The organism is Sphingopyxis sp. (assembly GCF_036402335.1).
In the GTDB taxonomy this organism is placed as follows: Bacteria; Pseudomonadota; Alphaproteobacteria; order Sphingomonadales; family Sphingomonadaceae; genus Sphingopyxis.
On sequence record NZ_DASWTD010000104.1, the window covers coordinates 1 to 5,328 of the forward strand.

Annotated in this window: 4 protein-coding genes; 3 read left to right on the forward strand and 1 reads right to left on the reverse strand. The window is 66.9% G+C overall.

Features of this window, described 5'->3' with window-relative positions:
* The first annotated feature begins 44 nt into the window (after positions 1–44).
* From VGD20_RS03115 to araD1, 3 genes are read left to right on the forward strand one after another with little or no spacing between them, the layout of a single operon-like run.
* On the forward strand, positions 45–2,915 hold the full coding sequence (locus VGD20_RS03115) for a TonB-dependent receptor domain-containing protein (protein WP_414714535.1): 2,871 nt from the start codon (positions 45–47) through the stop codon (positions 2,913–2,915).
* Between the two features lie 21 nt (positions 2,916–2,936).
* Positions 2,937–3,524, forward strand: a complete 588-nt coding sequence (locus VGD20_RS03120; protein ID WP_331133050.1) for a hypothetical protein — start codon at positions 2,937–2,939, stop codon at positions 3,522–3,524.
* Positions 3,521–4,486: an AraD1 family protein gene (gene araD1 / locus VGD20_RS03125; protein ID WP_331133051.1), complete on the forward strand. Its 966-nt coding sequence runs from the start codon at positions 3,521–3,523 to the stop codon at positions 4,484–4,486. Before VGD20_RS03120 ends, araD1 begins: the two co-directional genes overlap by 4 nt.
* Positions 4,487–4,580: 94 nt before the next feature.
* On the opposite strand, the gene VGD20_RS03130 is transcribed toward araD1, so the two are convergent.
* The coding region (locus VGD20_RS03130; protein ID WP_331133052.1) for an FAD-binding oxidoreductase at positions 4,581–5,328 on the reverse strand (748 nt) is incomplete at its 5' end.

Sequence of the window (5,328 nt, forward strand, 5' to 3'; positions counted from 1 at the left end):
CGACCAACCGCGAATGCCGACCCGTTCTGCCGCGCCGCGCCGCGATGGCGGCGCTGCTCGGCGGCGCCAGCCTGCTCGGGCAACCCGCGCTCGCGCAGGCGCCTGCAGCCGATACCGATGCGGTGCAGGAGTCCGAAATCATCGTCACCGGTTCGCGCCTGATCCGCAGCGACCTCACCGCGCCCAGCCCCACCACGGTGATCGGCGAGCAGGATCTGCAGCTTTCGGGCAATGCGACGATCGAAGGCACGCTCAACGAATATCCGCAGCTCGCCGCGGGCAACTCGTCGAACGTCAACGGCGGCGGCGGCTCGGGCGTTCTGACCGCGAACCTGCGCGGCCTCGGTGCGACGCGCACGCTGGTGCTCGTCAACGGCCGCCGCTTCATCCCGGCCAATTCCGACGGCCTCGTCGACCTGGGCAGCGTTCCCGACGCGCTCGTCAAGAGCGTCGACGTCATCACCGGGGGCGCTTCGGCGGTCTATGGCTCGGACGCCGTGGCCGGCGCGGTCAACTTCGTCCTGAAGCGCGACTTCGAGGGATTGGAGGGAAGCTATCAGTTCGGCCGGACCTTCCGCGGCGACGGCACGTCGCACCGGGCCGACGTCACTATCGGCACCAATTTTGCCGAGGATCGGGGCAACGTCACGCTGTCGGCCAGCTTCACCGATCGCGGCCCGGTCTTCAAGGAAAACCGCTGGCATTCGGCCCGGCCGCTCGACACCGTCAACGGCGTCCTCGTCCCCGGCGGCTCGGGCAGCATTCCCGGCACGCGGATCGGCCTCAGCACCACGCAGCGCGACCAACTCGTCGGGGTCGACCTGAATTCGGCGGGCCCCTGTTCCAGCCTGACCGGCATCCGCTTCGGCGAGGCCGGCGCCGTGCTGCCCTATTGCGCCCCCGAAGACACGTTCAACTTCGCGATCGGACAATATCATCTTCGCCCGCTGAAGCGCACGCAGATCTCGGGAATTGCGCATTATGAACTGACCGACCGCGTCGAGGCCTATGGTGAGGTCTATTACATCAACAGCGAGAATAGCTATCAGCAGGCGTCCGACTCGTTCACCCCGGTCACCCCGGGCGCGGGTGCTTCGACCTTCCTCGTCCCGAACTATGCGACCAACCCGATCCTGCTGCCCGCGGTTCGCGAGTTCTTCATCAACAACACCGCGCTGTTCGACCCCGATGGCGACGGGACGGCTGCTGTCTCGGGCGCCGGGCGCCGTGCCGACGAGCTCGGCTTTCGCAACTATTCGTTCGAGCGCAACTCGCGCAACCTGACCGGCGGCTTGCGCGGCGACTTCGATATCGGCGACAAGAACTGGCGCTGGGACGTCTTCTATCAATATCAGCGCACGAGCGGGACCGAGCGCGCGCAGGGCACGATCTCGCAGACCCGCCTCTCGCAGGCGCTGAATGCCACGGTCAACGGACAAGGGCAGGTGGTCTGCGTCGATCCGTCGCGCGGTTGCGTCCCGGTCTCCATCTTCGGCCTCGGCACGATCGACCCGGCCGCGAGCGCGTTCCTGACGCCGGAGCGCGTCGCGAACGACCGCTTCACGCGCAACGTCGCGGGCGCGTCGCTCAGTGGCCAGATGTTCGATCTGCCCGCGGGACCGGTCGCGGTGGCGCTGGGCGTCGAATACCGCAAGGACGCCTATGCCTTCCGCCCGAGCCCGCAAGACATCGCGGGTGAGTATGGCACCGGCTCGCAAAGTCCGATTTCGGGCGAATATGACCTGAAGGAAATTTTCGGCGAAATCCGTATCCCGATCCTGTCGGACCGCCCCTTCTTCGATACGCTCGCGATCGAAGGGGCTGCGCGTCTCTCCGACTATTCGACCGTCGGCAGCGTCTTCACCTGGAAGGCCGGCGGCGAATGGGCGCCGGTCGACTGGGTACGCGTGCGCGGCGCGTACAACGTCGCCATCCGTGCGCCGTCGCTCAACGAGCTCTACTCGCCGATCTCGACGGGCTTCACCACTGGCGTCGATCCGTGCGTCGCGGCGCGCCAGCCAACCCCGGCGCAACAGGATCTGTGCGTGCTGCAGGGCGTGAATCGCGCCGACCTGCCGACCTTCACGCAGCAGTCGACGGGCCTCAGCGCACGGAGCGGCGGTAACCCGCTGCTTCGCGAGGAAAAGTCGAAGACCTACACGATCGGCGCGGTGATCTCGCCGCCCTTCATCCCGCGCCTCAACCTCACCATCGACTATTTCAACGTGAAGGTCGACGATGCGATCACGACGATCAACGCGGCGCAGACGCTGACCGATTGCTTCACCAACCTCGACCCCAGCTCGGAAACCTGCCGTGCGATCACGCGCCTCACCAACGGCCAGATCGATTTCGTCAACACCAATCTCAGCAACATCGGCTCGCTGCGCGTCGAAGGCCTCGACGTCCAGGCAGACTATCGGGTCAACCTGCCGAACGCGCTGGCTTTGTCGGGAGACGGGGCGGAGCTCAAGTTGCAGGCCATTGCGTCGTGGATGTTCAGCCGCTCGACGCAGGTCGTGTCCGGGCAACCGGCGCTTGAATGCGCGGGCTATATGGGCGGCGGCTGCGGCGGCGGCAGCGGTTTCTGGCTGATCCCTGACTTCAAGCTCAACCTCACCGGCACGTACAACAGCGGTCCGGTCACCGTCCGGATGCAGGGCCGGATGGTCGGCGACATCAGGCTGAAGGAGGGCGTCACCGCCGCGGTCGACCGCGCGCCGCGCCACTGGCTGTTCGACCTGTCGGGGGAGGTTCGCCTCAACAAGACGGTGGAATTCTTCGGCGGTATCGACAATCTGTTCGACAAGGATCCGCCGATCCTCGGCTCGGCGTTGGCCAGCGACAATTCCGACCCCACCGTGTGGGATGTGGTCGGCCGGCGCTTCTTCGTCGGCGGCCGTGTCCGCTTCTGATCCAGTCCGGGGAGCCGTTTCATGATCCTTCTTCGCGCTTTCGTTTCGTTGCTCCTGCTGATGGCCGGGGTCCCGGCGGTCGCGGCTCCCCCTCTTCCCGACCTCTACGTCATGCGCCATCTCGAATATCGCGGCGAGGGGAGCCACGCCCGCCTGTCCGAGATCGGCGCCAATCATGCGCAGCGGCTGGCGGCGGCGTTCGGCGACCTGCCGCCGCCGGTTGCGATCTATACGGCGACCGAGCAGGTGTCGCTCGACTCGTCGGCGTGGCTCGCGATCCGCCTCGGCATCTATCCGAAGCTGTTCGACCCGAAGAATATCGACGCGCTTGTGGCGAAGCTGGCGCGCGAGCGGGGTCCCGTGCTCGTCATTGCCAGCCGGGACGACGCGGCGGCGATCCTTGCGCGCGTCAGCGGCGGGCCGGCACCGCAAATCGCGGAAAATGCGTTCGGCGAGGTCTGGCTGATTTCGGGCCGCGACCGCTCGGTCGCGCGGCGGCGCCTCTATGAGAGCACTGCGGGTCCGAACGAGAAGCAGGCGCCGATCGCGCCGTGGCAGGACGACGGGGAAATTGCCGACCGCAACCGGACCGGCGAGATGCCCAAATGACGGTTTCGCTCGTTCAGTTCCGGCACGGCGGTGCGCGCAGCGTCGCGCGGCTCGACGATGATGGCGCGCGCGCCGTGCCCGGTGCCACAAGCGTGCGCGAACTCGCGCTGGCGGCGCTTCGCGACGGAACGCGGCTCGCCGATGTGCCGGGCGGCGAGCGCGTCGATCTCGATATGGTCGAACTGCTCCCGCCGATCGACCATCCCGATCCCGCGCACCTGTTGCTGACCGGTACCGGGCTGACCCATCTCGGCTCGGCCGAGGGACGCGACCGGATGCATCGCGCCGCCGCCGAAGACCCGCAGCCGACGGACTCGATGAAGATGTTCCTGATGGGTGTCGAGGGCGGCAAGCCGCCGGAAGGCCGCCCCGGGGTCCAGCCCGAATGGTTCTACAAGGGCGACGGCTCGCAGCTCGTCGCGCCGGGGCAGCCGATCCGCTCGCCGGCCTTCGCGCTCGATGCCGGGGAGGAGCCCGAGATTGCGGGTATCTACCTGATCGACGAAGACAGCACGCCGGTGCGCCTGGGCTTTGCGCTTGCCAATGAATTTTCGGACCATGTCACCGAACGCCACAATTATCTCTGGCTGGCGCACTCGAAGCTGCGTCCGGCGGCGCTCGGTCCCGAACTGCTGCTCGGCGACCTGCCCGCCGACGTGCGCGGCACTAGCCGCATCCTGCGCGATGGCGCGGCCATATGGGACAGCCCGTTTCTCTCGGGCGAGGCGAATATGTCGCACAGCATCGCGAATCTCGAGCATCATCATTTCAAATATCGGCTCTTCCGGCGCCCCGGCGACCTGCATGTCCATTTCTTCGGCACCGCAAGCCTGTCGTTCAGCGCGGGCATCCGGACGCAGCCCGGCGACCTGTTCGAGATCGAGGCAGCACCGTTCCGCCTCCCGCTCCGTAACGCGATCGAGGTCATGGATACCGAAACCATACGCTTGAGGATGCTGTAACAAGCAACGGCATGGTCGCCGGCCTATCTCGAGGCGAAGTTCATCGACTTCCCGGGCGCGCCCTGTCCGTTCCCCAACTTGCCAAGGCAGATGTTCAAGCCGGCCTGTCGCCGATCTGCAGGCGTTCCACAGCAAGGTCAGCGCGATTGACGCCCCAATCCGCCAGGCCGGCGGGCCAGCTGCCGCCAGTAATCAGCGACTCTGTTGCCGCAGCCATCGCGGGAGCCGTCTGCAGGCCATATCCGCCTTGGCCTGCCAGCCAGAAAAAACCCTCGGCATCGGGTGCGAAGCCAGCAACCGGAACGCGGTCGTGCGTGAAAGTGCGTAGTCCCGCCCAGCTGTGACTGATCCGCCGGACGGCGAGCGAGGTATAATGCTCGGTCTTCGCCGCCGCGAGGGCGATGTCATATTCTTCCGGCTGGGCGTCGGTCGGTTCACTCGGCACTTCATCGACGGGGCAGGCGAGCAGGCGACCCGATTCGGGCAGCATGTAGAAATCGTCGATCGCAGTTTTGGTGAAGGGCCAGCCGCCTGTCTCCTGATCCGGCGGGGCATCGAAGACGATGATCGTCCGGCGCAGCGGCTGGAGACCGAGCGGCACGACGCCCGCCAGCCGCGCGATCTCGTCGCACCAGGCACCCGCCGCGTTGACGAGGATCGGTGCGGAAATGCGGTCGCCGGCGGCTGTGGTCGCGACCCAGCTCGACCCTTCGCGCTTGACCGCGACGACGCGGGCACCCGCGATCGACTGGCCCCCCGCGCGCTTGATCGCGGCGCGATAATCCTGCTGCAGCATTTCGCTGTCGAGGCGGCGCGCGGTCCGGTCGAGCACTGCGGCGATG

Coding starts and splice junctions, on each gene's coding strand:
- VGD20_RS03115 (WP_414714535.1), top strand. CDS start 45: ATGGCGGCGCTGCTCGGCGGCGCCAGCCTGCTCGGGCAACCCGCGCTC.
- VGD20_RS03120 (WP_331133050.1), top strand. CDS start 2,937: ATGATCCTTCTTCGCGCTTTCGTTTCGTTGCTCCTGCTGATGGCCGGG.
- araD1 (WP_331133051.1), top strand. CDS start 3,521: ATGACGGTTTCGCTCGTTCAGTTCCGGCACGGCGGTGCGCGCAGCGTC.